This is a genomic window from Microcystis viridis FACHB-1342 (genome assembly GCF_014698335.1).
In the GTDB taxonomy this organism is placed as follows: domain Bacteria; phylum Cyanobacteriota; class Cyanobacteriia; order Cyanobacteriales; family Microcystaceae; genus Microcystis; species Microcystis ichthyoblabe_A.
In genome coordinates, this window is the sequence record NZ_JACJSV010000122.1 from 1 (window position 1) to 4,922 (window position 4,922).

Annotated in this window: 4 protein-coding genes and 1 pseudogene; all 5 read right to left on the reverse strand. The window is 45.6% G+C overall.

Annotation, left to right across the window (positions count from 1 at the left end; translation table 11 throughout):
* Nucleotides 1–165: 165 nt before the first annotated feature.
* Nucleotides 166–2,055, reverse strand: a pseudogene (locus tag H6G40_RS22400) (GH116 family glycosyl-hydrolase); the annotation flags it as partial.
* Between the two features lie 179 nt (nucleotides 2,056–2,234).
* Entirely contained in the window at nucleotides 2,235–2,678 is a 444-nt protein-coding gene (locus H6G40_RS22405; protein ID WP_002733109.1) for a DUF3531 family protein, read from the reverse strand.
* 101 nt (nucleotides 2,679–2,779) lie between these two features.
* A complete protein-coding gene (locus H6G40_RS22410; RefSeq protein ID WP_002732964.1) occupies nucleotides 2,780–3,361 on the reverse strand; it encodes a CPBP family intramembrane glutamic endopeptidase in 582 nt (193 codons plus the stop codon).
* Nucleotides 3,358–4,416 (reverse strand): DUF3326 domain-containing protein, encoded by a 1,059-nt coding sequence (locus tag H6G40_RS22415; protein WP_069475590.1) that lies wholly within the window; start codon nucleotides 4,414–4,416, stop codon nucleotides 3,358–3,360. Before H6G40_RS22415 ends, H6G40_RS22410 begins: the two co-directional genes overlap by 4 nt.
* Nucleotides 4,413–4,589, reverse strand: a complete 177-nt coding sequence (locus tag H6G40_RS22420) for a hypothetical protein (protein ID WP_002734354.1) — start codon at nucleotides 4,587–4,589, stop codon at nucleotides 4,413–4,415. The genes H6G40_RS22415 and H6G40_RS22420 overlap by 4 nt, the downstream gene beginning before the upstream one ends.
* Nucleotides 4,590–4,922: the final 333 nt, after the last annotated feature.

Below are 4,922 nucleotides of genomic sequence, written 5' to 3' on the forward strand. Positions count from 1 at the left end.
TCTGATAAGTTTTGATAATCCATAATTTTGCTAATAAACATAGCAAAATTATAGATGATTTCCTGACCTAAGATCACATTTTATTCTTTTTTCCACTTCAATCTAAGAATTGAGAAAAAAGCAAAACCTTATATTATACCATAAAAAAATTATGCAAGAGGTCTAATATTCTCCATTCCAGAGAGTCTGATGATAAATAGCGCGAGATTGCTGTAACCAACTGGCAAAAATTGCCGTATCTTCTCCAAGAATTGCCCCAATTTTAAGCGTCGCTTCTAGTGCCGCTATCCACAAACCACCACAATAGGCACTAATTCCCTGTAAACGCCAATCATCAAAGGTTTGGTCTGGTGCGCCGGAATTTTCGGGGATGCCATCGTTATCAAGGTCAAAGGTTTTTAAATATTGCAAAGTCAGGACAATTGACGGCCAACATTCCCGCAGAAAATCCTCATCTTTAGCCCCCGTTAATAAATAATCCCGATATACTAATAAAACAAAATCACTGCCTAAATCTTTCCAGAGATTACAATCTTGATAACTGGTGTAATTGCTCTTTTGCCAAGGGTGTTCATTGGGGGCGCCTAAATCGTGGGGAGTGGCATTTTTGGCCTTACGAATGGCACTAGCTTGGTTATATCCAATAATCCGAGGAGTGTCGTCACTGCTGGGAATTGCCCTCGCAAAAGCTTCCATGACGGCCTTTTCTAAGCGCGGCCATAACATCAATAACCCAAAGGAACCATAGAGACGCACATCAAGACTTTCATACCAACGATAATCAATACATTCTAAGACCCCAAATTGACCGATGGCATCCTGTTCCGTGGCGGCCGTCCAGAGAGTACCGCCGTCCGTAAGCAGGTATAATTCGTTAAATAAAGCCATTTTAAACCAATCGGCCAGATCGCTGCGTTCTAGGATCGGTTTTTGCCAGTTAATAATATTTTCTCGCCATGTATCGCCGTGTTTTAAAGCCGTGCGTACCATCGCCCAAGCATTTTGACCATTGCGACCGAAAAAGTCCGTATAACGACGATAATAGTTAATTCCTTGGGCAAATTCGGTGACGGGTAAATCCCAAGCTAAAATAAAGGGAATTTTGCGAGTTTTCCCCGGACGAATGGTAAAACGAATCGCCATGGCCGTGGCCGTTTGTTCCCCTTTTTGGGCAGGGGTTTCGTCCTCAATATCCGGTAAAGAGCCATTCATGGCGAAATAATCCCAAACTTCGCCCCCATCGCCAGCAGGGTTCCATTTACCCAGATAGAATACCTCTAGACTCGGATTAGTGATACTGGCAATCGCCATCTGTCCATCCCCTTCCCCGGGGTTTTCGTAATCCCGACGCATTAGACAGCCAACGCGGAAATTATCGACAATCCATTGATTATAATTACCCTCACTTTCCCCCCATTTTGATTGATATTCATAAACGGGACTACCATCATCTCTCACTTTAACCACTGGGGATTTAATCGCGTTAGTAAACCAACCGATTGTATTTTGCCAAGTCAGCATAATACTAATAGTAATTGGTTTATCGGTGGGATTATGGGCCGTCCATTCAAATAGGGCAATAGGATAACTACTTTCTTGATAATTATGCGCCCAAACTGGTGAGAATTGTTCGCAAATTAATTGAGTCTGAAAAACATCTTTATACTCGTACCAACTGCGGGGATAAAGGGCCGAATAGTTTCCCTTTTCGGCTGGATACCACGACCAGCGCGATAAAGTTCCATCCGTCGGGCTTTCCGTCGCCATAGCGTAGGCTTGGGCGTTTCCGTCTTCTGTTTGTTCAAAAATGCTAAATTGACAGGCTGCAAGGCTATTAAAACTGTGTTCACCGCCGTCCAGATGCCAGAGGTTAAAGTCACCTTTGGGGGAACGTCCGATGCAACCGGCCCCAAATCCCCCCAGAGGCATCCCATGCCAAGGACCATCATCTAAATTGCTGGCGTAGCGGACGCTGTAGGGTTTTTCCCAACCTTTGCCTAGAGGACGTTTCCAAGCAGCGGCGGGAATTTCTGGAAGGGAGACGAGATTAAGCATAGATGTTTTTAAGTGGGGTGTGGGGTGTGGGGTGTGTGTGGGGTGTAGGGTGTGGGAAGTGGGGTGTGGGAAGTGGGGTGTGGGAAGTGGGGAAGTGGGGAAGTGGGGAAGTGGGGTGTGGGAAACTCCTGACTCGGAGAATACTGACTCCACCAAGAAACTTTTTTAGTAAACCCTAATTATTCGCTAAAGAGATAATTACTGCGATCGCCAACTGGCCAATCTTGATTTTCTCCCCCGATAATTAAACGTTTAATATCGACAAAATCCTTACTTAATTGGGTCAAGGCATTGATTAAAATATCCAAAGCAATAAGATCGCTAGTACCGAGATCAAACCAGCAACGTCCCCAAGTACCTAAGTATTCAAAATCGGTCATATTGTGCATCGGTGACATAAAGGCATTTTCGGCTATATCTGGATCGTATTCCATATAACTAATATCGACTCCCACCTCCTGTACCTGTAGGTTTTCGGCATTGAAAGCTCCTAATTTACCCAAATAAAACCAAGAAGCAAAAACTTCTTCTACATACTGCTGTTCCATATTCGAGGGAACTGTCGAAAATTCCAGCCAAAACCAGACATCAAAAGGATTAAATTCGCGAAATTGCACTTCCATTTTTTTTATAGGAGACAGGAGTAGTCACTGATAACTGATAACTGATTACTGATAACTGATTACTGATAACTGATAACTGATAACTGATTACTGATAACTGATTACTGATTACTATGCTGTAATTTCCAGAGAAAACTAGCGAGGAGATTGGTGATAATATGAGCGAGGATCGGGATTAATAAATTACCGGTGATGATGACGGTATAACCGAGGGCAAAACCGACAACAGTTGCCCAGATAACATAGGGCCATTGTTGGGAACCGCTAAAATGGAGGATACCAAAAATTAGACTAGAAACGGTTAAACCAAAGATATTTAAGCCCAAAGCCGGCAAAATCACCCCGCGAAATAATAATTCTTCACTTAACCCCGGCAGTAATCCAATCCAAATTAAATCGGGCCAAGCTAAAGGTTTAATGACTAATTCTAAGTAAGAGTTAGCACTATGGCGATAACTAGACCAAAAACGATATAGAAGCCCACTAATTCCACTAATTGCCCCCGCTAAGGCTAATCCGAACAGGAAATCCGGGAGAGTCCAGCGAATTGCGGGAATAGCGATCGCACCGAAATATTGCCAGACTTTGGCGACTACCAGCAAGATAATCGCCGTTACCGCCATAATGGTGAGGACTTGTGTGCGTGTCAGGGGATCAAATTCGGAATTAGGGGAATTAGTCACGGATTCTCGGATAAACAGCGTAAAGAGTGTAAATTAGGGCGAAGAGATGCTAGGCTAACCCCTGCCCGTTGACAAACGATCGCACCGATCGCCTCTGTATATGAGTGTACCCTAATTGCTTTCACCCCTAGGGGTTCCGGGGCCACCTTCATTCTTGTACTATTTTCCTCGACAGCAATCAGTACACTTTTTTCTTGACAAAAACTAAAAACTGTGCTGGAGCCGCAGGCACTGGCGGGAACGATCAGCGCGTCCACCTCCCGGCTCCAAATAGCATCGGGACTGGGCTGCTTGACCAATTGGGGGGCGCGACTCAAACCCACCAAAACGCAGGGTAAAAAAGTATAACCGATTTCTTCGGCCGCGGCCTTGGGGGAAAGTTGCGGATCGAGGGGCAGCGGACTTAAAGCGGGGGCGTGGGCCGCCGGTATTTGGAATTGTCGCACCACCAGATGGGAAATTACCGCTTCGGCCCCGGCAAGGGGATCCACCCCCTGACCATGGCGATAATTAGCCAGGGCAATGCTATCGGGATCGTCAGGAAAACGGGCAACAATGGCGATCGCTTCCGCCCGGCCTTGGTTAATCAGTTTTTCTGCCCCCCGCAGCAAGCTGTCGGGATTGCCAATTGTTCCCCAACTGGCCCCGGAGGCTGCCTCTCGCAACTGCACATTTAAGGGGGCATCGGTGACAAGGTAATCGGTCAGATCTAAGCCTAGGGTGGCCCGGACAGCATCGGCAGCCTGAAGGTGTCTTTGCAAGAGGTCAAATTCAATGGCGCGATCGAATAGTAACCCGATGCGATTTTGATGGACGGGACTTAATCCCCAATCCCCCCGGGCAAAACGATCTAAAGCGTAACCCTCTACATAGTAGGTGTTGTCCAAAGGCCAGTACAGTTGTGCGCCGTTGAGGACATTAGGATGGGTAATTAGGCGATCACAAACTTGGGCGATCGCTCTGGCCACGGGAATGCCATCCCCAGCATAACCGCCAATCGCTGCCCCGATGCCGGTGGGAATAATTAGTACGGCGGTATAGGGACGGGAATTCACGAGGCAGTGGTGACAATCGCTTCGACTTTGACTTGATTATTCTCGGTATCCACTTCTGTGATTGCCCAGCGCAAGGGTTCACCGCGTTTGGCTAATTCTTTTTCGATTTCTTGCTGCAGTTGTTGCGGGGTTTCCTGTAGGTCGATTTCGGCACTAATAAAGTGAGTGGTCATGGGAATGGTCTAGAATAGTTATCCCCTCAGTTTATCAAGATTTTGCCCTCTTGCGCTGGTTTATCGGCTCTCTGGGTCAGGAACCACAAAGACACGAAGAACACAAAGATCGATCGCTACTACATCGTTAAACTGATCACACAAAGTCGATAAGAGCCATTCTCGTACTATAGAACTCTTGCAAATTAATTATATGTTATAATAATGGGCTAACTAATTTTCCCCAAAAAAATAGTTAATCAGTACATTCGTCCTGAATGAAAACTTGAAGTTTAACTTTTAACTCAAAACTCTTTAGAGCTGCTTTAATTTGGTTATCAAAACCTCTTTATT